Origin of the sequence: Marinagarivorans algicola (assembly GCF_001292705.1) — a bacterium.
Lineage (GTDB): Bacteria > Pseudomonadota > Gammaproteobacteria > Pseudomonadales > Cellvibrionaceae > Marinagarivorans > Marinagarivorans algicola.
Map to the genome: position 1 here is coordinate 84655 of NZ_LGAK01000004.1, position 24029 is coordinate 108683.

Consider the following 24029-nt stretch of genomic DNA (forward strand, 5'->3'; position numbering starts at 1 on the left):
AAAATAATATTGCCGTAAAACAAACCGGCAGTTAAACAAAGAAACGGGTACGAATTACCCGACCGCAAAATGCGGGTGGCGCATTCTAAATGCGCCACCCAACAAGGTCAAGCGAAGATTGATTGAAAATTAGTCGCTTGAGCGAAGTGCCTCAGTTAAGGCCGCTTCAACTTCAGCAGCGCTTACACTTTCGGTCACAACCTCTTCAACTTTTTTCTCACGCTTACGCTTACGCTCAGCATGGTACGTCAAGCCTGTACCAGCAGGAATCAAGCGCCCTACTACCACGTTCTCTTTCAAGCCGCGCAAAGTATCTACCTTACCCGTTACAGCCGCTTCAGTAAGAACACGTGTGGTCTCCTGGAACGATGCCGCAGAAATGAACGACTCAGTTGCAAGTGATGCCTTAGTAATACCGAGTAACTCACGCACATAGCGCGCAGGCTGCTTGTCTTCGGTACGTAATTTTTCGTTTTGCTCGAGCACTCGAACAAATTCCGCTTGCTCGCCTTTAACAAAGTCAGAATCACCCATTTCGGTAATTTCAACTTTGCGCAGCATTTGACGAACGATAACCTCAATGTGCTTATCGTTAATTTTCACGCCCTGTAAGCGGTAAACATCTTGAATTTCATTGGTAATGTAATCAGCCAATGCCGCAACACCTTTTAAGCGCAAGATATCATGAGGATTAGAGGGGCCATCAGAGACGACCTCACCCTTAGTGACCGTCTCACCTTCAAACACAGTCAATTGACGATGCTTAGGAATCAAGACCTCATAATGCGTTGAACCATCTTCGAGTGTTTCACCATTTTGCGGCGTGATCACTAAACGACGCTTACCCTTAGTTTCTTTACCAAAGGTTACAGTACCCGAAATCTCAGCCAGAATAGAAGGCTCTTTTGGCTTACGCGCTTCAAATAAGTCAGCAACACGCGGTAGACCACCCGTGATATCACGGGTCTTTGAGCCTTCTTGCGGAATACGCGCAATAACAGCACCCACATCTACAATATCGCCATCAGCCAAACTTAAAATAGCCTTAGAAGGCAACATGTAGTGTGCAGGCTGATTTGTGTTAGGCAAGTACAGCTCATTACCATCGGCATCTACCAACGTAACAGCTGGTTTCAAGTCTTTACCCGCAGAAGGACGCTCAGCCGGATCCAAAACTTCGATCGACGAAAGACCGGTAATCGCATCTTGCTGGCGACGTACTGATAAGCCATCAGTCATACCGCTTAAAATAACTTTACCCGACATCTCTGTAATAATGGGGTGAGTATGCGGGTCCCATTTAGCGACAATAGAACCACCATTAACCTCGTCACCATCTTTGGTCGATATCACGGCACCGTAAGGGATCTTATAGCGCTCACGCTCACGACCGCTACTGTCGGCAATGGCAATCTCACCCGAGCGCGAGACAGCCACTAAAGAGCCATCAGGACGAATAACGGTTTTAATGTTATGTAAGCGAACCACACCATCTTGTTTCACTTGAACATTATCAACTGCAGACGCTCGGCTAGCCGCACCACCAATATGGAACGTACGCATAGTCAGCTGTGTACCCGGCTCACCGATCGATTGCGCCGCGATAACACCAATAGCCTCACCCACATTAGCGCGATGACCACGCGCAAGGTCGCGACCATAACACTGCGCACAAATACCATGACGAGTTTCACAAGTAATGGCAGAGCGCACAATCACTTCATCAATGGCTAAATTCTCTACACGCTCAACCCATTTTTCATCAATCATGGTGCCAGCAGACACTAAGATCTCATCAGAGCCCGCACGTACAACATCTTGCGCAATGATACGACCCAAAATGCGGTCGCCTAACGACTCGATAATATCACCACCCTCAATCACAGGGTTCATGACCAAGCCGCGATCAGTACCACAATCAACTTCAGTAATAACAACATCTTGCGCAACATCGACTAAACGACGCGTCAAGTAACCTGAGTTAGCGGTTTTTAGTGCTGTATCGGCAAGACCTTTACGGGCACCATGCGTTGAAATAAAGTACTGAAGTACGTTCAAACCTTCACGGAAATTAGCCGTAATCGGCGTCTCAATGATCGAGCCATCTGGACGCGCCATCAAACCACGCATACCCGCAAGCTGACGAATCTGCGCTGGGCTACCCCGCGCACCCGAATCGGCATACATAAACACTGAGTTAAATGACGATTGCTTTTCTTGCTCGCCCTCTTTATTGGTGACAGGCTCGGTAGAAATACCTTCCATCATAGCCTTAGCCACTAGATCGTTCGCGCGTGACCAGATATCGATGACTTTATTGTACTTCTCGCCTTGCGTCACCAGACCCGAGGCATATTGAGTTTCGATTTCTTTCACTTCAGCCTCCGCGCGAGCAACAAGCTCCGCTTTGGCATCGGGAATTTGGAAGTCATTCACACCGATAGATGAGCCTGACTTGGTTGAGAAGTCGTAGCCCATATACATGAGTTGATCAGCAAAGATGACTGTCGCTTTCAAGCCCACAATACGGTAGCAAAAGTTAATAACCGTAGAGATTGCCTTTTTAACCATGTTACGGTTAATCAGCTCGAATGGGATGCCGTCTGGCACAATATCCCACAATAGGATGCGACCAACCGTAGTATCCACAAGCTTTACAGTTTCTTCTGTTTCACCGTCTTCACTCATGACAATGTCGTTAATACGACACTTAATACGCGCTTGCAAATGCACTTTACCTGAGTAAAACGCACGTGATACCTCTTTAGGATCAGAGAAAGCCATGCCCTCTCCCAAGCCGTTCACACGCTCACGCGTCATCCAGTACAAGCCCAATACCACATCTTGCGAGGGCACAATAATAGGCTCGCCCGATGCTGGCGATAGGATGTTGTTGGTTGACATCATTAACGCGCGTGCTTCAAGCTGTGCTTCGAGAGTCAACGGTACGTGGACGGCCATCTGATCGCCATCGAAATCGGCGTTGTACGCAGCACATACCAACGGATGAAGCTGAATGGCTTTACCTTCGATGAGTACGGGCTCAAAAGCCTGAATACCCAAACGGTGAAGTGTCGGTGCACGGTTAAGTAATACCGGATGCTCACGAATCACGTCATCTAAAATATCCCAAACAACAGGCTCTTCACGCTCAACCATCTTCTTTGCAGCTTTAATGGTGGTCGCTAAACCACGCAATTCTAGCTTGCTAAAAATAAACGGCTTAAATAGCTCAAGCGCCATCTTCTTAGGAAGACCACACTGATGCAAACGCAATGTAGGACCAGTAACAATTACCGAACGGCCCGAGTAATCAACACGCTTACCTAAAAGGTTTTGACGGAAACGACCTTGCTTACCTTTGATCATGTCAGCCAGTGACTTCAAAGGACGCTTATTCGAACCAGTGATCGCACGACCGCGACGGCCGTTATCAAGCAATGCATCAACCGACTCTTGCAGCATGCGCTTTTCGTTACGCACGATGATATCTGGCGCATTTAAGTCAAGAAGACGCTTGAGACGGTTGTTACGGTTAATCACACGACGGTATAGGTCGTTAAGATCAGAAGTCGCAAAGCGACCACCATCTAGCGGTACCAACGGACGAAGATCTGGCGGAAGAACTGGCAAGGCTTCGAGTACCATCCACTGCGGCTTATTGCCGGAGTTAAGGAAGGCTTCTACTAGTTTCAAACGCTTAGATAGTTTCTTGATTTTGGTTTCTGAGTTGGTATTGGGAATTTCTTCACGCAACATTTGCGCTTCAGATTCCAAGTCAATATCCATCATTAAGCGCTGAATCGCTTCAGCACCCATTTTGGCTTCAAACTCGTCACCAAACTCTTCCATGGCTTCGAAGTATTGCTCGTCAGTTAATAGCTGCGCGCGCTCTAACGTCGTCATACCCGGATCCACAACAACGTATGACTCAAAGTACAAAACGCGTTCGATGCTACGCAAAGTCATATCGAGTAACAAACCAATACGGCTTGGCAATGACTTTAAAAACCAAATGTGTGCGCAGGGAGCGGCCAGTTCGATATGCGCCATACGGTCACGACGAACTTTCGCTAAGGTGACTTCTACGCCACATTTTTCACAAATAATACCGCGATGCTTCATGCGCTTGTACTTGCCGCATAAACATTCGTAGTCTTTGACTGGGCCAAAAATTTTGGCACAGAACAAACCTTCGCGCTCGGGCTTGAAGGTTCGGTAGTTAATGGTTTCAGGCTTTTTAACTTCACCAAACGACCACGAGCGGATCATTTCAGGTGATGATAAACCAATACGGATGCCGTCAAACTCGTCCGCCTGCCCTTGGTTTTTCAAAATATTCAGCAAATCTTTCAAGGTGTTTCCTCCAGTGCGTGCTTATTGCACAGTGGGCCGCAGCTATGCTGCGCCCACCACCGTTTATAGGTCGATTTATTGGTAACCCAATGGCCTACGAATCGTGTTCCAATTCGATGTTAATACCTAGCGAGCGAATCTCTTTCACCAATACGTTGAAAGATTCTGGCATGCCCGGCTCCATACGATGATCACCGTCCACAATGTTTTTATACATTTTGGTTCGACCATTAACGTCATCCGACTTAACGGTCAACATTTCTTGTAGCGTATAGGCGGCACCGTATGCCTCTAACGCCCACACTTCCATTTCACCAAAACGCTGACCACCGAACTGCGCTTTACCACCTAGCGGCTGCTGTGTGACTAAGCTGTACGAACCGGTTGAACGGGCGTGCATTTTGTCATCAACTAAGTGGTTCAGTTTGAGCATATACATATAGCCCACAGTCGTATGACGCAAGAAAGCATCACCAGTACGACCATCATGCAACTGCATCTGACCAGAATCAGGTACACCTGCTAAACGCAATAACTCTTTGATTTCGCTCTCTTTCGCGCCATCAAAAGCGGGGGTCGCCATTGGCACACCCGTACGTAAGTTTTGCGCCATTTCTAAGATTTGCTTATCACTAAAGGAATCTAGATCTTCTTTGTCTTTGGCAATCCCAGATTTGTTGTAGATCTCATCCAAGAAGGCACGAATTTCAGCAACAGCACGCTGCTCAGCCATCATGGTGTCAATTTTTTCACCAAGACTCTTAGCGGCTAAACCTAAGTGCATCTCAAGTACCTGACCGACGTTCATGCGCGATGGCACGCCCAGCGGATTCAAGACAACATCAACAGGGACGCCATTCTCATCATAAGGCATGTCTTCAACCGGCATAATCACCGAGATAACACCTTTGTTACCATGACGGCCAGCCATTTTATCGCCCGGCTGAATGCGACGCTTAATCGCCAAGTAAACCTTCACAATTTTAAGGACGCCAGGCGCTAAGTCGTCGCCAGTTTCTAATTTGCCTTTTTTATCTTCAAAGCGGTCGTCAAGCTCTTTACGGCGTTCAACTAGACCCTCTTCAGCAAGATCGATCTGGTCATTGAGCGCGTCATCATCCATACGGATTTTGAACCACTCTTTATGCGGTAATTCAGCCAGTTGCTCAGCAGTCACGGGGCTACCTTTAACCACACCCTTACCACCGGCAGCAATTTGTCCAACAATAGCATTTTGCAAACGCTCGAAAGTGGCTGATTCAACAATGCGGTATTCTTCGTTTAAATCTTTACGCACTTGATTCAGCTGTGATTTTTCGATTTCACGCGAGCGCTGGTCTTTCTCCAAGCCATCACGGGTAAAGACCTGCACATCAATTACTGTCCCTTTGGTACTGGTCGGTACACGCAGTGAACTGTCTTTCACGTCAGAAGCTTTCTCACCAAAAATAGCACGTAAGAGTTTTTCTTCTGGTGTGAGCTGTGTTTCACCTTTAGGTGTTACTTTGCCCACCAAAATATCACCAGGACCCACTTCGGCACCAATGTAAACAACGCCAGACTCATCAAGCTTAGCTAAAGCTGATTCGCCAACATTTGGAATATCTGCTGTGATCTCTTCGCTACCGAGCTTAGTATCACGTGCAATACATGTAAGCTCTTGGATGTGAATGGTGGTGAAGCGGTCTTCTTGAACAACGCGCTCACTCACAAGGATGGAATCCTCAAAGTTGTAACCATTCCAAGGCATAAAGGCGATACGCATGTTTTGGCCTAGCGCCAACTCACCCATATCCACCGATGGGCCATCCGCCAAAATGTCACCGCGTACCACTTCATCGCCGATATTGACAATCGGACGCTGATTAATACAGGTATTTTGGTTAGAGCGGGTGTACTTGGTGAGATTGTAAATATCAACACCAGCATCACCGGCTTCAACCTCTGCTTGTGCAGCGCGAATCACAATACGCGCAGCATCAACACGGTCCACAATGCCGCCACGCTTAGCTACAACACACACACCAGAATCCGAAGCGACTTTACGCTCCATACCCGTACCCACTAAAGGCTTTTGTGCTTTTAATGTCGGTACAGCCTGACGCTGCATGTTCGAACCCATCAATGCACGGTTAGCATCATCGTGCTCAAGGAAAGGAATAAGCGATGCCGCCACCGATACAACCTGGCGAGGTGACACATCCATATACTGAACATCAGCAGGTGTCACCAACGTAAATTCATTCATGTGACGCGAAGAGACAAGCTCATCGATCAAATTGCCGTTTTCATCCTGTGTCGCAGAGGCCTGAGCAATGACAAATTTAGATTCGTTAATTGCCGATAGGTACTCGATGTCATCGGTCACTTTACCGTCAATAACTTTACGTACAGGGCTTTCTAAGAAACCATAACTGTTAGTACGCGCGTAAGTCGCCAACGAGTTGATCAAACCAATGTTTGGTCCTTCAGGTGTCTCAATTGGGCATACACGGCCGTAATGTGTTGGATGCACATCGCGCACTTCAAATCCAGCACGCTCACGTGTTAAACCGCCGGGGCCTAAGGCAGAAACGCGGCGTTTATGCGTCACTTCTGATAGCGGGTTGTTTTGGTCCATAAACTGAGACAGCTGGCTAGAGCCAAAGAACTCTTTAACCGCTGCAGCAACAGGCTTGGCATTAACCAAATCCTGTGGCATTAAGCCTTCGCTTTCTGCCATCGACAAACGTTCTTTCACTGCACGCTCAACACGTACCAAACCTACACGGAATTGGTTTTCAGCCATTTCACCCACAGAGCGAATACGACGGTTACCCAAGTGATCGATATCATCGACAACACCTTTACCGTTGCGAATATCAATCAGCGTTTTTAACACCTCAACGATATCTTCGCGCGACAATGTGCCTTCACCGGCTTCTTCTTCACGGTTTAAGCGACGGTTAAACTTCATGCGCCCTACCGCAGAAAGATCGTAACGCTCAGGACTAAAGAACAAGTTCTGGAATAACGCTTCAGCCGACTCTTTAGTCGGTGGCTCACCAGGGCGCATCATGCGGTAAATTTCAACCAGCGCTTCCAGCTCTGTACGCGATGGATCACTGCGTAAGGTATCTGAAAGGAAAGAGCCGCAATCAAGGTCATTGGTATAAAGAGTTTGAACGCTTTCAACGCCCAAAGTCACCAATTGCGCCATGACTTCTTCTGTGATCTCGGTGTTACACTCAACAACCACTTCACCGGTGCTTTCATCGATAATGTCTTTGGCCAATGCACGACCTAACATGTAGTCAGCCGGTACATCGAGCTCAACCACATTGGCTTTTTCTAATTGTTTGATATGGCGCGCAGTAATGCGGCGACCTTCTTCAACAATCACATTACCTTCGGTATCACAAATATCAAATGACGCCATATCACCGCGCAAGCGAGAAGGGACAAGCTCTAACTTAAGACCTCCTTCGCCAACGATACGGAAATTGCTGGTATCAAAAAACATATCGAGCATTTCTTGCGAGCTATAACCCAAAGAGCGCAATAAAATGGTCGCAGGAAGCTTACGACGACGGTCAATACGAACGAATACAAGATCTTTAGGATCGAACTCGAAATCCAACCATGATCCACGGTAAGGAATAACACGCGCAGAATAGAGCAGTTTACCCGATGAGTGAGTCTTACCTTTGTCGTGCTCAAAAAACACACCAGGAGAACGGTGTAATTGCGAAACAATTACACGCTCGGTACCATTAATCACAAAGGTACCGTTGTCTGTCATAAGCGGAATTTCGCCCATGTAGACTTCTTGCTCTTTAATATCTTTGATCGTTTTTGCGCTAGATTCTTTATCGTAAATAATCAGGCGAACTTTTACACGCAATGGCACAGCATAGGTTGCACCACGCAATACACATTCATTAACATCAAAAACAGGTTTACCTAAGGTGTAGCTCACATATTCAAGCGCTGCACTGCCTGAATAGCTAACAATAGGAAATACCGATTTAAACGCAGCATGCAAACCCATGTCTAAGCGTTTTTTAGGTGAGGTATCTATTTGCGTAAATTTTCTGTAGGAGTCGAGTTGTATTGCCAAGAGGAACGGCACATCCATGACGTTCGGCAACTTGCCAAAATCCTTGCGGATACGTTTTTTCTCTGTATACGAGTAAGCCATCAGATTTCCTCAGCTTTTCACGGGGATGCTTTCTTGCGAGACATAAAGGAGCGCTGCTCCCGATTCATACTAATAAGCACGAATTAATAAATATCTGTTCCGCTTAACAACCTTTGTTTATGTAATTTTTGCCACTCAAAGGCCGCAAACGGAAAAAGGCCAGCAGGTAAAATACCTGCCAGCCCAGCGCCAATCAGAGATTGGACTTGAACTTCAAAATTACTTAAGCTCGACAGTTGCGCCAGCAGCTTCAAGTTTTTCTTTAGCCGCTTCAGCGTCGTCTTTAGACAATGCTTCTTTAACAGCAGCAGGAACGCCGTCAACAATGCCTTTAGCTTCTTTCAAGCCAAGACCTGTTACTTCACGAACAGCTTTAATAACGTTAACTTTCTTATCGCCAACAGCGGTAAGCATTACGTCAAATTCAGTTTGCTCTTCAGCAGCAGCTTCGCCACCACCAGCAACAGCAACAGCCGCTGCAGCGCTAACGCCGAATTTTTCTTCCATTGCAGTCACTAATTCAACAACGTCTTTAACAGACATTTCAGCAATAGCGTTTAAGATATCTTCTTGTGAGATAGACATGTTACAAGTCCTATTCTTACGTGAGCTTTACGCTCGGATAATTTTTAAAAAAGTGGGTATTCTCAATCTGGTTAGATAAGAAATTACGCCGCTTCTTGTTCTTTTTGATCGCGAAGTGCTGCAAGTGTACGTACCAACTTGCCAGCGGCTGCTTCTTTCATCACGCTCATGAGTTTCGCAATAGCTTCGTCGTATGTTGGTAAAACGGCCAACATATTAACGTCTACTAAGGCGCCCTCGAACGAGGCAGCTTTTAATTCCAACTGTTCATTGGCTTTAGCGAAGTCACGCAAAATACGCGCGCCAGCACCTGGGTGCTCGCTAGAAAATGCAATAATAGTTGGACCTACGAAGCTCTCAACGAGACATTCGTAGTCAGTGCCTTGAACCGCGCGACGAGCCAAGGTGTTGCGAACTACACGTAACCATACGCCATGTTCACGAGCCTCTTTTCGTAGAGCTGTCATTTGACTTACAGTAACGCCGCGAGAATCGGCAACCACTGCAGAAAGAGCGCTCTTGGCAGCCTCTGAGACTTCAGCAACGATCGCTTTTTTGTCTTCAAGTCCTAATGCCACGGGATTTCTCCTGGTTAATGATAGATTTAAACCTATCGTTTACTACCAGTTCAAATGTTGCCATTTGAACCCTATGTCGGTGACAACAGGTTCAGAATTCTGAACAGGGTCCACCATCTGCGTAGGCTAGTTGCTGTCATTCAGTAACCAACTGTTTAAAGCAACGCCATTAAGAAGTGATAGACAACCAAAAAAAATTCACAGGGCTGGAATAATATTTATTACAAGCCCTAATAGTGTAGTAAAGAGTGTTAGCTTTGCTACTTTTTTGATTGTCTTATCAACCCCACCTACGGTCTTTGACGGCCTAGCCTAAGCTAGACCCCAAAGTATGTTACGCTAACAACAGACTAGCTTTGTTAGCGCATAATAATCTTTAACCCTACTGACTTAAGCCTCTAAAGACGAAAGATCAACAGTTAAACCTGGGCCCATAGTCGTGCTCAAGGTGATTTTCTTAAGATAAACACCTTTGGCAGAAGCTGGTTTTAAGCGTTTAATATCAACAAGTAAAGCTTCTAAGTTTTCTTTAACCGCTTTGGCATCAAAAGATACTTTACCGATACCGCCGTGAATGATGCCGCCTTTGTCAGCACGGAAACGCACTTGACCGGCTTTAGCATTTTTAACAGCCGTTGCAACATCAGGTGTTACAGTACCGGTTTTAGGGTTAGGCATTAAACCGCGTGGGCCTAATACTTGACCTAATTGACCCACAACACGCATTGCCGCAGGATCTGCAACAACAACGTCAAAGTCCATCATGCCGCCTTTAATTTGCTCAGCAAGATCTTCCATGCCAACAAAATCTGCACCGGCCGCTTTAGCCGCTTCGGCGTTAGCACCTTGGGTAAATACTGCAACGCGCACGTCATTACCAGTACCATTAGGTAAAGTAGTTGCACCACGAACTGCTTGATCTGATTTACGTGGGTCAATACCCAAATTAATAGCTGCTTCAAAAGTCTCTGGGAATTTAACCGCAGATAACGACTTCAATAATTCAACAGCTTCTTCGATACCGTATACTTTAGTCGCATCGACTTTTTCATTTATTGCGCGTTGACGCTTAGATAACTTAGCCACGATCAAACCCCTTCCACATTCAAGCCCATGGCACGAGCAGAGCCCGCGATAGTACGTACTGCAGCGTCCATATCAGCTGCAGTCAAGTCAGGTGCTTTCGCAGTAGCAATTTCTTCTAATTGCGCGCGAGTCACAGTGCCAACCTTTTTGGTGTTTGGCGTGGGGCTACCACTGGTGATACCCGCTGCTTTCTTAAGCAAGAAAGCCGCAGGTGGCGTTTTCATGGCAAAAGTAAAGCTTTTATCGCTGTATACCGTGATAACAACAGGTACTGGCGCACCTGTTTCAATTTCTTGGGTCTGCGCATTAAATGCTTTACAGAATTCCATGATATTCACACCGTGTTGACCTAATGCAGGACCAACTGGTGGACTTGGATTTGCCTTACCTGCACCAACTTGGAGCTTTATATAGGCATTAATTTTTTTAGCCATGAGACTTTCCTCGATTAATGGGTTTAGCGCCTAAATTGATTGCCCACTCATGTGCGAACGATCAACCTCACAGGCTTCCCGATATTGAATGCTGAAACGAAGGCCCATCAAATAGAAAAGATCTATCAGACACCTAAATAACCAACGTAACATCCAGAGACACAAAAACCCCCAACACCTAAAAGGCGATGGGAGTTAAAAAACTGTAAATTTGGTTTAGTTTTTCTCTACCTGACCAAATTCTAATTCAACCGGTGTTGAGCGACCAAAAATAAGTACAGCAACACGTAAACGGCTTTTTTCGTAATTCACTTCTTCAACAACGCCATTAAAGTCATTGAATGGGCCATCGGTAACTCGTACCATTTCACCAGGCTCAAATAGCGTTTTAGGTTTAGGCTTGTCAGTTGAATCATCGACGCGCTGTAGAATCAAATTAGCTTCTTTTTCGGTAATCGGCGCAGGTTTATCGGCTTTACCACCAATAAAGCCCATAACACGTGGCGTTTCTTTCACTAAATGCCATGCTTCATCGCATAATTCCATGTTAACCAAGACATAACCTGGAAAAAACTTACGCTCAGACTTACGCTTTTGACCAGCCTTCATTTCAACGACTTCTTCGGTGGGTACAAGAACATCACCAAATAAATCTTGCTTACCGTTGAGCTCAATACGCTCTTTGAGAGCCGCTGCAACTTTTTTCTCGTAACCTGAATAGGCGTGTACTACGTACCAGCGCTTTGCCATGATAAACAGTGTCCGTGATTAACCAATAATAAAAGAGGCGATTTTTCCGAAGAGGGCATCTAAAGCCCACAAAATAATAGCCATAACGAACACAACAACAAGTACAAGCAATGTTGTCTGGTTGGTTTCAGGCTTGCTAGGCCAAACGACTTTGCGCATTTCAATTTGAGCAGACTTTAGTAGCTCCCAAAAAGCTGCACCTTTCGCGGTTTGCAATGCAACGAAGGCAGCAACAAGACCCATGGCCACCATCGCCACAACGCGATACAACAGACCAATATCCTCAGCATAATAGGAATTACCCACTGTGCCCGCTGCAATAATTGCAAGGACAAGCAACCACTTAAGGCCATCTAACTTGTACTCTGGAGAATCAACACCTGTACTCATCGCAATCTTCTCTTGTCTTACATCTCTGCTCAACACACAGAAAGGCCCAACACACAGAAAGGTTGAAACTTGCATTCCAACCTTCGTGGCCGCACGCAATTGTGCAAATAATGGCAGGCCAGGAGGGACTCGAACCCCCAACTTTCGGTTTTGGAGACCGACGCTCTACCAATTGAACTACTGGCCTGTATCAACTACCACTTGAGCGTATCAGTAGTAGCAGGTGGATACTTAAGCATCAAACACTCAAATATCACAAAGGCCAGCAAGCAACAGCTTCACTGGCCTTTTTAAAAATGGAGCTCATAAGCGGATTTGAACCGCTGACCTCACCCTTACCAAGGGTGTGCTCTACCAACTGAGCTATATGAGCCTTATGCTTTCGCATTATGGAGCGGGCAGCGGGAATCGAACCCGCACCATCAGCTTGGAAGGCTGAGGTTCTACCGTTGAACTATGCCCGCATATATTAGGGCCCACCGCGCGCTCTACAATCAATATACTTAGCGCTACCAGCTGACAAAACAATTAACTGCGCACTACTTATGCTGACAGAAAACCGAGGTATTACCAACTAAAAACTATTTAAACTTACGACATACATTACCTAAGCCGCATTATTTACGCTTACAACCATCATTGATGGCATGCCAGCAAAAATAATGGTGCAGGGGGGTGGATTCGAACCACCGAAGCTTGCGCGTCAGATTTACAGTCTGATCCCTTTGGCCACTCGGGAACCCCTGCACTTAACACTGATTAGCCTTAGAGCTAAAAAGTTAAGCACTTCACCTAAAAGGTGAAAGCCTGCGAAAAATGGAGCTGGCGAGAGGAGTCGAACCCCCGACCGGCTGATTACAAGTCAGCTGCTCTACCAACTGAGCTACGCCAGCACACTTAAAATACCTTTAAAATCAGAAGCTTACGCTTCGGTATTTTTCTTTTCGCTCCACATTGATTGTTGCCTCTCAATGTGGAGGCAGAATTCTAGTGAAAGTTACTCCAAGACGCAACCATCTATTTGCATTTATTTTCATTTATTTTCATTTCAGTCTTATTTTTGAGCAGTATGGGCAAAACGCCATCACCTACACGATCTAAGTCATCTTTTTTGATCACAAGCGACCACTGCTTCACCATGCGCTCGAAACTATCCATTTTGGGCTGCCAGCCTTTTTTCTGCATTTTAGCCATTTTAGCGTCGGCTAATACCTTGCGACTAAATAAACCTAAAGAGACGCCGTGCTTTCGCTCGCCCTTAAGAATAAGGTAACTATCGACGCCCATTTTCTTCAAGACGGCTAGCTGGCTTGCAGCTTCTGCGCGCGTCTCTTTAGGGGCAAGATAAACCCAGTAGCGCCATCCGCCCGAGACATCAACTGCTTTCTCCTGTGCAGCTATCTTAAATTCCAGTAAGCGTGCGCGTAGCTCATCCCTATCCTCTTTGTTAGGTATAGGCCCTACCCAATAACAAAGGTCCTCGACCTCATCTGCAAGAGCGCTCGGCTCACGCATCAACGCCGCTTGAGTATCATTCAGCAATTCACTCTCATCTTGAACCACCGAGACGTGCTCACTCGCCACCGAGCTGCTCGACGGCGTACGCAAGGCCACTCGATCGCTCTCAAGCTCTTCGAGCAAGGTGATCGTTTGCGCCTCCAAGTCACTCGACGGGGCACTAATTGCAGCTTGAGCTGAGCCATCGATAGCCCCCGAAGAAGGGGCTGCTGCCACACCGTGATGATCCGAACCACCCAAGGCGCTGCCAGATTCGACAACATGACGCTGATCAATATACCGCCAAGCCAATATCATCACGTTAATTAAAACGAGGGATAAAACCATCCACCTCACAAATACACCTTAATTTGTTTAGTATTACGCGCCCCAATAGGCGCGCCATTAAGGCAATGCAATTGCAAGCCCATCCAAAACCATATTGTTCACTGTCTTCACTCTATGCTTGTCCTTATCATGGCACACGCTAAGCATAGCGTCAGTGTCACCACCTGCAAGCCATATGGGCGCGGTATTGCGATTAATCACCTCAGCCATAAAACCTGACAATAAAACTCTAACACCTGCCGCAGAGCAACTTTCGGTATTTTGGCCGAGACCATTGCGCTGCTCCAGCGCAGGTAGGTCGGCGGAATGCAGCACCCGCGCCAAGTCACGATGCAAACTGGCTACTAAGCGCTGGCGACCCGGCGCAATCAGACCACCTAAATGCTGACCTCGCTCATCGAGCCAATCAGCCGTCAGCGCACTACCAGCACTCACCACCACGCACGCTCCATTAAGCGATGAGAAAGCTGCCACCATTGCCAGCCAGCGATCGACCCCCAATCGCCGAAGGTCGGTATAGCAAGGCTTAACCCCAGCAACATGATGTGTCACAACGGCAAATTCAGGCGTAATAGCCCATCGCTTCATCACTTGGCGGTTAAAGGTCTCGTTCACCTTATCATCAGCCACGCTGGCCACTCGCACACGCGTGACCTGCTGAGCATGACACTGCCAGCCTATAGTGAGTAACGAGGCCGTCAACTGACGATCTACCGGCCCAGCCAACCCTTGTCGCCACTTGATGTAAGTATTGCCAATATCCACATCTATCACATCACTCAATAAGGCATCTTTATCTATCATGCCTGAACCACCTTCCTGACCGAGACCTCTCCGCCATTAATCACTTGCTCGCCTGAAAGTGTTTGCAGCACAAGTCCTCCGGATTCACTTAAGCCCACAACTTTTCCTGTCAGTTGCGCCGCTCCGGTAACACTGACACTCTGCCCCTGTAAGGCATTGCGAGCGAGCCATGCACTTTTATAACGAGCAAAACCTTGCACCTGATAGCTACTAAGCAAAACAACTAAGTGACTAATTAAAGATGCCGCGATAGCATTTCTCGAGTCTGTCACACCCACAGAAGCCAAATCTATCCAGGGTTGATCAATATCTTGCGCTACTGCCTTTGGCATTGCGATATTTAAACCCACGCCAACGACCGCATAGCAATCACCATTAACGTCTCCGCCAATTTCAACCAGCACCCCCCCAAGTTTTTTGCCTTTTAGCCATAGATCATTAGGCCATTTAAGCTGCACATCATCGACGCCGTGAAAACCTAAAGCCTCGGCTAGCGCCACACCCACCGCCAAACTCAATCCCTCTAAGTTCGCAATCCCTTGGTGAAAGTGCCAGCGTACCGAGAGATAGATATTACTGGCCAGCGGGCTCACCCAGCTGCGCCCGCGACGCCCACGCCCTGCCGTTTGCTGCTCAGCAAGCATCACCGCACCAGCGCCATATTCACCGGTAGCCAAGGTACTATTCGTCGATCCAATTTGCCGGACCACCTGCAAAGTACTCACGCAGTGCTTTGCTGCTAAGCTCAACTGCGCATTAATGGATTCTGCATTGAGTAAATCAATACCGCCAGCCGCACGATAGCCGCGCCCGCGCACAGACTCAATCAATAACCCCGCCTGCTGCAGCTGCTGCACCATTTTCCAAATAGCAGCACGCCCTACGCCCAGCTGCTGACCTAAATATTCGCCAGAGTGATATTCACCATCGGCTAAGCAGGTGATCAACGGCCAAGAAATATTATTTGCCATTGCGCGCACCCTCTGCACGGTTCACGGTATGCATATCATTTACTGCACCTTTATAACGACGGCATACACGATCTCCCATGCTAGTGAGCACCTCATAACCAACCGTATGATAAGCCGCCCCTTGTAGATCTGCCGTGATTTGCTGATTTAAGATCGTGATCTCATCGCCTTCGGCAACCGCATCAACCTCTGTCACATCAAAGACTAAAGAATCCATAGAAACGCGACCCATTAATGGCACTGTTACGCCACAAATACTCGCAATAATATTAGGGAATGCCGCGCGCAAAATACCATCCGCGTAGCCTCCAGCAGCAACCGCTAATACGCTATCGCGTGCCAACTGTGTCTGCGCACCATAGCCTACATACTCTCCTTTTAATGCATGGCGGACTTGCAGAACAGGCAGACCCCAGTGTACTACCGGCTGCATCCTATTGCGTTGACCAGGTACAGGGTTTAAGCCATAAAGCGCAGCGCCAGGCCTTGCAATATCAAAATGATAATCGCTACCCAAAAAAATACCTCCAGAATTAGCAAAAGACGCTAATGCGCTTGGGTTAAGGTGTTTTAATGATGTCACGCACTGCTCAAACAGCATCTGCTGCCGCAGGTTTAGCTTATGGCAAGGATCATCGGCACAGGCCAAATGACTCATCAGCATCACCGGCACTTGCCGCCACCATTGAGCATGCCGCACTAAAGAATCAGCATACTCTTGATATGCCAAGCCTAAGCGGTTCATTCCTGTATTCACCTTCACAGCACAAGGCCAATGATCACCATGCACGCTACCCTGCCAGCGTAATAACATGGGCAAGCTAATAATTACCGGCCTTAAATTATGCTCAACAAACAGCCATTCACAACCTGCCTCGCAACCCTGTAAAACATAAATAATGGGGGGGGGGATATCGTTAACCGCCTTTAATAAAGTTCGCAGTTCAATGCCTTCATTAAGATGAGCCACAAAGAAAACCGTGCAACCCTGCGCCACTAACTTAAGAGCAACCGGTGCAATACCTAACCCGTAAGCATTGGCTTTTACAACCGCCCCGCACGTCGTCGTACCCAAACGCTCAGATAGCACACGCCAATTAGCCGCTAATGCATTTAAATCAATTGTGACAGATAACTGTGCGCTCACGATGCCTCCTGAATTTTACAAGGCGTGCATTATGGCACAAGGGCATACGCTTATATCGCGATTACAGCAACTCATCGCCGATCAATGCATTACACCATAAGCATTGATCAGTACAGCCGTAGCGTCAGCATACCGAGGAGGGAATGTCACATACAGAAGAGCCGCTACTGACACACCCAAAAAGCGATTGCATGCGCAGGTATGACCAGTGATAAGGTATCGGTACTAAAGCGATCAAGTGATGGCAGCTGACCCTTTTGAAGACGCGCTTTAATGCCATTAATCTGCAGCTTTTTACTCGTGATTTTTTTTGCTGTGACGGTGTATTGCTTATCTACCACTAAAGCTTGGCAGCCCCCTGACAACACAGCATGACAAGGCTTCGCCGACACATTAATCAACAGCAAACAACGCCCAGCCGCTGAACCTGCCAAGCTATGGCAGTAAACGCGCAGCTGCGCATGAGGACTTGTCACTGAAAACACCTCTTGCCCCATAAGCTGCTGCCACAGCCAACTCAACCAGTAATCCGGCCGCGGCTTAAGCGTTAAGCGCTCTAATAAACCATAGTCCCCACCCACTAAGCTTTGCCGAATCATAACTTGCTGACCATTCGCCGCACCCAACCCCAGCTGATCTGCCCACCAAAAACAAGAAGCAAAGCGATCAGACAGCTTAGGCTCGCCACCACATTGCGCCGAGCCGCTTTCGCCAGTCCACAATTGCGCGCTAGGGTAGTAAGTGTCTCTTAAGCGCTTAAGCTGTTGGGCATATTTTTTATATTCGTTAAGGGCTTTAGGGTGCAGCATGCTCGTGCGGGTTGCCCTGCGCGTACGCACTGGCGAGCGCTGGCTTTGAAACGGGTAATAATGCCAATCAATAATATCGATCGCAGTATGAAGCTTGCTGCTAGCCGCTAAAAATTTTGCCGTGATATTTGAAAAAGGACGAATCGTTTCACCCAAGTGCGGCCAAAAGGCACTACCTGGACCAATCACTTTTGCCTCGGGTAAAAAAGCCTTAACTGTTTGGCTAAAAGTCGCGTAATCGTCGGCCAGTTTAATCGCTCGCGGCTGCGATGTTAGCCCATGAAATGCCCAATAGGCATTAAGCTCATTACCCAATTCACACACCGCGATCTTGTAGTGTTTGTGCTGGCTATAGCGCAATAGGGTCAGAACCTCATTCGCCTGCCAGTCGCCGTGAGTACTGCGCTTAAATAGTCCATATTTAAAGGTAAACGCCAGCTTTAAAGCATTGCGATCTACGTATTCATGTAAACCATCCCACATACTTTGGGTGAGCACCAAACTACCCACCTCACCCGGTGGCGCCGTGAAATAATGAATTTTATCGGCTTCGGACCCCCCGACTCTCAAGTAAGACGCGCCCAGTCCTTGCGTCAAGTGATCCAACTTAGCACTGTATAAATTGAAAGGTAATACTTTTAGCCCTCCCAACCCTTTGTGCGTTTTATGGCTGCCTTCCCACCACTGGCCACCAGCCAACACAGAAATGTCAATCGAAAACGATAAATAGCGCTCATCTACACGAGCAATAGGGTCCTCGAGTGCACCATCGACTAAGACCGTTTTAATGGCTTGCGGGCGTACCGTTAGCCAACCCAATACAGACCTTAGGAGCTTAGGGCTTGTGCGCCTACACCTCGCAAGCCAAAGCCTACCCCTCGCATACATACCCCTCGCATACATACCAGAGGTGTGCGTAAAGACCGCTCCACATGATGCATCAGATACAGGTGAAATATACCGTTTATACACTGCCGCAAACATAGCTATAAGCCATTCAATAAAAGACTAAATACACTGTCACTACTCAGCCAAGCTGACCAATCTCACCCTGTTGAAACTGATGGATTTTTTTGTGGGCATTGAAGCGCCAAGATCACTGATATAACGCCCAATTTCAACACCTCTAAAAGTTACAACACAGTAAAGATGAAACATGACAATTCCATAATAACTCGCTCACATACGCTATTAAACAAAGCCGCGCTGATGCAGGGTTACTGCACCAAAATTACTGCGCCAAATTTGCACCAGTGGTGTAATAGCGTACTTTTTGCAATACAAAATCCTCATCAATTGGCTTGGGAATAAAATCATCCATGCCGGCTGCATCGCACAGCTGCCTGTCTTGCACGGCAATACCAGCAGTAACCGCCACAATAGGGATGCGACACTCCAACTGTTTTCGAATAATACGCGTTGCTTCTAGACCATCCATCACTGGCATCTGAATATCCATTAGTATCATTTGATATGCATCGCGCTGAGCCATCATAGTATCGACCGCTTCTTGACCATTATTGGCAACATCTACCTGATAACCAGCATCTTCTAAAATACATAGCGCAATTTCTTGATTTAGACGGTTATCTTCTACTAACAAAATGCGCTCTCCCGTGGCGGCCGGCTTAGCCCGCGTGGGCGCACTGTGCTCGCAGGGCTGTAATACGTCAATAATCTTTAGCCACTCATGCATTAGCACTGGTGCGCGCATACACGGTACTCCCGCTAAAGCACTCGCGCATACGGGGTTCACCGCTAAATCTTTAGAAATCACCACGGCACAACTCAAACCCTCACTGGCCACATCCTGTGCCCACATTTTTAGCTCATGCACATCCACGCCATCACTCGAAGAGTCCAGCACAACACCCGCCACTGGATTCTGCGCCAACTGTAAAGCCAACGGAATATGTGCATTAAATTCAATCACTGTTACCCCTAAAAAAGCTAAGCAATTTTGTGTGATATTATCGCTGACAGACTCTTTTTCAGTGGTAGCACTTTTCAATGCCGATAAGCGTAAAACCGCTAAAGGCGCTGGTAAATTAACCGCTCGCGGACTCTCGTTGGGTACCCGTATTGGCAAATGTAACGTAAAAGCACTACCCTGCCCTTGCACGCTTTTGACCTCGATAGCACCGCCCATAGTCACCATCAAACGGTGCGCTAGATGCAACCCCAGACCCGTACCACCATGGACCCGTGTATTCGAAATATTTTGCTGCGTAAACGGCTCAAAAATTTCTGACAGAAACTTCGGGGCTATCCCTATACCCGTATCAACAACCGCAACCACTAAGGTCCCTTCTTCTAGCCTGCCCTCTTGTGTCCCAACTTCTGTTTCACTTGCGGCCGCTTCAACAAGCTCATAATCAACATCGACATGTATTTCGCCACTGCTCGTAAATTTAATCGCATTACTGAGTAAGTTCGTCATCACTTTTTGAACGTGATATTCCGCTGCAATCATGCGTGCAGGCACTGCGGCATTAATACGGTAAGTCAAGCTAATAGGCTTTTGCTGGACTTGACTAATCGCTTGCTCGACGACGCCATCAAATAGCTCATGACTGGATAATTGGTTTTCGGGCAGCTCAATGATCCCATCCTCTAAGCGCGATAGCTCCAGTACATCATTGAGCATTGTCATGAGCTGCTGGCCAGCATCTAGCATACTTTGCACTTGCAAGCGCTGGCTTTGATTTAACTCCGATTTCAGTAACATCTGACAAAAAGCCAGCATTGCGTTCATAGGGGTTTTGACTTCATGACTCATATTGGCCACAAAAGCGCTTTTCACATTGTTTGCTTTTTGCGCGCGATGCCTTGCGTCGCGCTCTTGCCGAGCTAACAGCTGATACTGCTCTTGTAGCTTTTGGCTTTTTTGCAACTCTAATTCAAGGGCAACTTGTGCCTCGCGGCTCGTAATTTCAGCAGCTATACGCCCGCCAAACACTTTAAATAACGTGATGATGCCTGCACTGTCATCGACCGGCGTCTTAAATAGTGCAATCAACAAACCCATCACGTTACCATCAGGACCATGTAAAGGCGCCCCTAAGTATCCTTTAATACCCAAATCTATTAATAGCTTATCGTCAGGAAAGGCAGCACAAACATCATCGGGGTAAAAACAAATACGATCATCAGCTACTTGCTGGCAGGGCGTACCATTGAGTACATAGCTACAGTTATCAATAATTTGTGTTCCCTCACACAGGCATAGAGTGAGCGCCTCGGTTCCATCGGCGTTAACACGTCCTACCAAGGTGTAGTCGGCATTGATCACTTCGGCTAACAATGGCGTAATTTTATTAATGAAGTGCGAACCACGCAGCGTTTCAACCTCCTCGAGAATCCGTGCGAGTACAGAAGAAAAAATATTTGCATCAATATGCTTCACGCCCACTGCACCTCGGCTTTCTTTTGACCACCAGCTTTCTTTTGACCGGTAGAAGACCACCTAGCTTGTTTACTGACCATTAAATAACCTCATCATCCATTAAAGCGTAGTTCAATTCACTTTCTAACTAAGACAATCTCACACTTAATTATTCGTAAAATGAGAAGGAATGTTATAAAAAGGTGTATAAATGACAGCGGCGACTCACTCAGGCTAGCGTATTGCCCCTTAAATGATCTATTGAACCTTGTAGATTCTGTATTTAAACCTTTTTCAGCGGAGACCTTACATGCCAGAAACCTGCCCGCAAGATATTCAGTGGTTTCGCCACTCAGCCCCCTATATCAACGCACACCGCGGCAAGACTTTTGTACTCATGCTGCCGGGTGATTGTATCGACCGCCCTAACTTGGGTACGATCATTGCCGATATCGCACTCATGGTGAGTTTAGGTATCAAACTAGTAGTGGTCCATGGCGCGCGCTCACAAATCACTCAAAAGCTCTCTGGCAACCTCGAAGCCTCGCAGATTCATAACGGCCTGCGGGTAACGCGCAAAGAAGACATGCTACAAGTCTTAGAAACTGTCGGCGCCACGCGCATTCAGTTAGAGGCAAGCTTTTCTAACGGCTTACCTAACTCACCCATGTACGGCGCGCACATTAAAGTACGTGGTGGCAATTTTGTCACCGCCAAGCCACAGGGTATTATCGATGGTGTTGACTTACAGCACACCGGTAAAGTGCGCAATGTCGATACCACAGGTATCAGAGCGATTCTCGGTGATGGTGGTATTGCCCTTTTATCGCCGCTGGGTTATTCGGCCACAGGTGAGGTTTTTAATCTCAACTTTGCTGATGTCGCCGTACACACCGCACTGGCATTAAATGCTGACAAGCTCATCGCCTTTAATGATGACGGGCCGATTAAAGACGAAAGCGATCAAATTTATCGTGAGCTCACATTGCTCAAATGTGAGAAGTTTCTCAGCCATCAAAAAGCCGAGCTCAATAAATCCAACACTTACTTTTCACTCAAAGCCTGTCATCAGGCCTGTGACGGCGGCATCGCTCGTGCACATGTGATCTCTTCAAACGAAGACGGCGCACTGCTCAAAGAGCTATTTACTCGCGATGGTTCTGGCACGATGGTTTATCGCGATAGCTACGAAACCATTCGCCGCGCCCGTATTGATGACGTGATGGGCATCCTAAATCTTATCGCGCCTCTCGAGCACGAGGGCATTTTAGTCAAGCGTTCACGCGAGCTACTCGAACGTGAAATACATTGCTTTACCGTTATGGAAAAAGACAACGTTGTCATAGGTTGCGCCGCCCTTTATCCGTTTAGTGATAAGACATCGGGCGAGCTGGCGTGCATGGCCATTCACTCTGATTATCGCCGTGATGGCAAAGCCGCCAAGCTCCTCACCCATATCGAGCGCCAAGCTTTAAAGCTCAATATCGAAAAACTGTTTGTGCTCACAACACAAACCGCACATTGGTTTATAGAGCAAGGATTTATCGAAACGCTGACGAATGCACTCCCGGTAGAGCGCGCGGCACTTTACAATTATCAGCGTAAGTCCAAAGTGTTTGTAAAAACGCTCAAGAGCCAGTAATACAAGAGCGGCGCAATTCCTCATCAAGCCTAAAACCGATAAAAGCAAAACTATCAAAGGCGTCTAAACTCAAAGGATGGAGCCGCATTCCACCGTGCGGCAATGACCAATTTGAAACCTGCAAGCAGCCCACTGACCCGCTGCTTGCTACAGGCGCACACTATGAAAGCTGCAACATTAGATTTAGGGCATATATCGCCTGACGACGTTAAGCAAATCGATATTGTTAAAATATTTTCAAATAAAAAGTGTCTTGTCGCCGACGACTTCCCTGAAATTCGCGGCTCGCTTAAGCGCTCGCTGCGCAGCTATGGCGCCGAGCATGTCGATACAGCCGCCGACGGGTCTGAAGCCGTCAAATTATGCTCGCAAAATAAATACGATATTGTGATTTGTGACTACAACCTCGGTAATGACAAAGATGGCCAACAAGTTTTAGAGGAAGTGCGCTTTTTACGGGTTCTACTCATGACGAGTTTATTTGTACTGTTAACGGGCGAGCAATCGCGTGAAATGGTTTTAGGGGCCCTCGAATGCCAACCCGATGACTACATCACCAAACCCTATACTGAACAATCCTTAAAGTCGCGTTTAAATCGCGCCATCATTAGGCACGAGGCGTTATTGCACATCAAGCACGCTATTTCAGAAGGTGACTACAAAAAAGCCCTCATTAGCTGTAACGATCTGATTAGCAGTGGCAGTCGCTATGCCAAGGACTGCATTAAAATGAAAGGGCAATTATTATTTTTACTGCGCGAACTCAAAGAGGCAAAACACCTCTACGAAAGCGTACTGGATAAAAAACCCATGGTATGGGCCAAGCTGGGCCTAGGGAAAACACTGGTCGAAATGGGAGACTATGAAAGGGCTGAAGACTTGATGGAAGAAGTACTTCAAGAAGATGAACGCTATATCGAAGCGCACGATATGCTCGCCGAGATCCACACCAAGCGCAACGACATGCTCAGTGCACAAAAAGCCATGGAGCGCGCCACTTATATCTCCCCAAAATCGGTCACCCGTCACCGCGAGCTCGCCGAGCTCGCCGATATTAACCACGATGA

Annotated in this window: 16 protein-coding genes and 5 tRNA genes; 2 read left to right on the forward strand and 19 right to left on the reverse strand. The window is 47.2% G+C overall.

Annotation, left to right across the window (positions count from 1 at the left end):
- Nucleotides 1-129: 129 nt before the first annotated feature.
- The 19 genes from rpoC to AC438_RS02425 form a co-directional block, all read right to left on the reverse strand.
- A complete protein-coding gene (rpoC, locus tag AC438_RS02335) occupies nucleotides 130-4356 on the reverse strand; it encodes a DNA-directed RNA polymerase subunit beta' (RefSeq protein WP_053979674.1) in 4227 nt (1408 codons plus the stop codon).
- Nucleotides 4357-4450: 94 nt separating this feature from the next.
- Nucleotides 4451-8536, reverse strand: a complete 4086-nt coding sequence (gene rpoB / locus AC438_RS02340; RefSeq protein ID WP_053979675.1) for a DNA-directed RNA polymerase subunit beta — start codon at nucleotides 8534-8536, stop codon at nucleotides 4451-4453.
- 219 nt (nucleotides 8537-8755) lie between these two features.
- On the reverse strand, nucleotides 8756-9121 hold the full coding sequence (gene rplL, locus AC438_RS02345; RefSeq protein ID WP_053979676.1) for a 50S ribosomal protein L7/L12: 366 nt from the start codon (nucleotides 9119-9121) through the stop codon (nucleotides 8756-8758).
- An 83-nt stretch (nucleotides 9122-9204) separates the two neighbouring features.
- A complete protein-coding gene (rplJ, locus tag AC438_RS02350; RefSeq protein WP_053979677.1) occupies nucleotides 9205-9699 on the reverse strand; it encodes a 50S ribosomal protein L10 in 495 nt (164 codons plus the stop codon).
- Between the two features lie 390 nt (nucleotides 9700-10089).
- Nucleotides 10090-10785 carry a 50S ribosomal protein L1 gene (gene rplA / locus AC438_RS02355; RefSeq protein WP_053979678.1) on the reverse strand — a complete coding sequence of 232 codons (696 nt, stop codon included), beginning with the start codon at nucleotides 10783-10785 and terminating at the stop codon, nucleotides 10090-10092.
- Nucleotides 10786-10787: 2 nt separating this feature from the next.
- Nucleotides 10788-11219, reverse strand: a complete 432-nt coding sequence (gene rplK, locus AC438_RS02360) for a 50S ribosomal protein L11 (RefSeq protein WP_053979679.1) — start codon at nucleotides 11217-11219, stop codon at nucleotides 10788-10790.
- A 216-nt stretch (nucleotides 11220-11435) separates the two neighbouring features.
- Nucleotides 11436-11969 (reverse strand): transcription termination/antitermination protein NusG, encoded by a 534-nt coding sequence (gene nusG / locus AC438_RS02365; RefSeq protein ID WP_053979680.1) that lies wholly within the window; start codon nucleotides 11967-11969, stop codon nucleotides 11436-11438.
- An 18-nt stretch (nucleotides 11970-11987) separates the two neighbouring features.
- Nucleotides 11988-12359 carry a preprotein translocase subunit SecE gene (gene secE / locus AC438_RS02370; RefSeq protein WP_053979693.1) on the reverse strand — a complete coding sequence of 124 codons (372 nt, stop codon included), beginning with the start codon at nucleotides 12357-12359 and terminating at the stop codon, nucleotides 11988-11990.
- 111 nt (nucleotides 12360-12470) lie between these two features.
- Nucleotides 12471-12546: transfer RNA gene (locus AC438_RS02375), tRNA-Trp, on the reverse strand.
- Nucleotides 12547-12656: 110 nt separating this feature from the next.
- Nucleotides 12657-12732 (reverse strand) — tRNA-Thr (locus AC438_RS02380).
- 17 nt (nucleotides 12733-12749) lie between these two features.
- Nucleotides 12750-12823, reverse strand: a tRNA-Gly gene (locus tag AC438_RS02385).
- A gap of 199 nt (nucleotides 12824-13022) precedes the next feature.
- Nucleotides 13023-13106: transfer RNA gene (locus AC438_RS02390), tRNA-Tyr, on the reverse strand.
- Between the two features lie 70 nt (nucleotides 13107-13176).
- A tRNA-Thr gene (locus AC438_RS02395) sits at nucleotides 13177-13252 on the reverse strand.
- A 124-nt stretch (nucleotides 13253-13376) separates the two neighbouring features.
- The gene (locus AC438_RS02400) at nucleotides 13377-14213 is read right to left on the reverse strand and encodes an SPOR domain-containing protein (protein WP_162230679.1); all 837 of its coding nucleotides are present in this window, start codon (nucleotides 14211-14213) and stop codon (nucleotides 13377-13379) included.
- Between the two features lie 48 nt (nucleotides 14214-14261).
- Nucleotides 14262-15008 carry a type III pantothenate kinase gene (locus tag AC438_RS02405; protein WP_053979682.1) on the reverse strand — a complete coding sequence of 249 codons (747 nt, stop codon included), beginning with the start codon at nucleotides 15006-15008 and terminating at the stop codon, nucleotides 14262-14264.
- Nucleotides 15005-15979 carry a biotin--[acetyl-CoA-carboxylase] ligase gene (locus AC438_RS02410; protein ID WP_053979683.1) on the reverse strand — a complete coding sequence of 325 codons (975 nt, stop codon included), beginning with the start codon at nucleotides 15977-15979 and terminating at the stop codon, nucleotides 15005-15007. The genes AC438_RS02405 and AC438_RS02410 overlap by 4 nt, the downstream gene beginning before the upstream one ends.
- Nucleotides 15969-17126 (reverse strand): alanine racemase, encoded by a 1158-nt coding sequence (gene alr, locus AC438_RS02415; RefSeq protein WP_053979684.1) that lies wholly within the window; start codon nucleotides 17124-17126, stop codon nucleotides 15969-15971. The genes AC438_RS02410 and alr overlap by 11 nt, the downstream gene beginning before the upstream one ends.
- A gap of 164 nt (nucleotides 17127-17290) precedes the next feature.
- On the reverse strand, nucleotides 17291-18754 hold the full coding sequence (locus AC438_RS02420; protein ID WP_238376300.1) for a glycosyl hydrolase family 79 N-terminal domain-containing protein: 1464 nt from the start codon (nucleotides 18752-18754) through the stop codon (nucleotides 17291-17293).
- A 412-nt stretch (nucleotides 18755-19166) separates the two neighbouring features.
- Entirely contained in the window at nucleotides 19167-21341 is a 2175-nt protein-coding gene (locus tag AC438_RS02425) for a response regulator (RefSeq protein WP_156316970.1), read from the reverse strand.
- Nucleotides 21342-21630: 289 nt separating this feature from the next.
- Here AC438_RS02425 and argA point away from each other — a divergent pair, with 289 nt between their 5' ends.
- Nucleotides 21631-22962, forward strand: coding sequence for an amino-acid N-acetyltransferase (gene argA / locus AC438_RS02430; RefSeq protein WP_053979686.1), 1332 nt, complete (start codon nucleotides 21631-21633; stop codon nucleotides 22960-22962).
- A 162-nt stretch (nucleotides 22963-23124) separates the two neighbouring features.
- Nucleotides 23125-24029 (forward strand): response regulator (locus AC438_RS02435; RefSeq protein ID WP_156316971.1); only part of this gene is annotated, 905 nt, incomplete at its 3' end.

Coding starts and splice junctions, on each gene's coding strand:
- AC438_RS02410 (WP_053979683.1), bottom strand. CDS start 15,979: ATGGCAAATAATATTTCTTGGCCGTTGATCACCTGCTTAGCCGATGGT.
- nusG (WP_053979680.1), bottom strand. CDS start 11,969: ATGGCAAAGCGCTGGTACGTAGTACACGCCTATTCAGGTTACGAGAAA.
- secE (WP_053979693.1), bottom strand. CDS start 12,359: ATGAGTACAGGTGTTGATTCTCCAGAGTACAAGTTAGATGGCCTTAAG.
- rplL (WP_053979676.1), bottom strand. CDS start 9,121: ATGTCTATCTCACAAGAAGATATCTTAAACGCTATTGCTGAAATGTCT.
- rpoB (WP_053979675.1), bottom strand. CDS start 8,536: ATGGCTTACTCGTATACAGAGAAAAAACGTATCCGCAAGGATTTTGGC.
- rplK (WP_053979679.1), bottom strand. CDS start 11,219: ATGGCTAAAAAAATTAATGCCTATATAAAGCTCCAAGTTGGTGCAGGT.
- argA (WP_053979686.1), top strand. CDS start 21,631: ATGCCAGAAACCTGCCCGCAAGATATTCAGTGGTTTCGCCACTCAGCC.
- AC438_RS02405 (WP_053979682.1), bottom strand. CDS start 15,008: ATGATAGATAAAGATGCCTTATTGAGTGATGTGATAGATGTGGATATT.